The following is a 201-nucleotide window of genomic DNA, read 5'->3' on the forward strand; positions in this document are numbered from 1 at the left end:
ACGACTCTCTACAGTAAAGATGACACTTCCAAAGGAAACACAATCCGTATCATCATTCTCTATTCTAAAGAAGAGTACATCCCCATCTGTTACTGTTAGTAATACTGATTGATCTATTGGATTGGCATTATTATCTGCCTCTGTTTGAGTCTCATGATATGAGATATTAAAATCAGCAGTATCCTGAGGAGCTACTAAGAA

General features: G+C 36.3%; 1 protein-coding gene. It reads right to left on the minus strand.

Translation table 11 applies throughout. From position 1 onward, the window contains the following. On the minus strand, positions 1–201 hold a 201-nt coding region (locus Q1A01_RS23860), incomplete at both ends, for a hypothetical protein (RefSeq protein ID WP_299686124.1).

This window comes from uncultured Dokdonia sp., assembly GCF_947492815.1.
Taxonomy (GTDB): domain Bacteria; phylum Bacteroidota; class Bacteroidia; order Flavobacteriales; family Flavobacteriaceae; genus Dokdonia.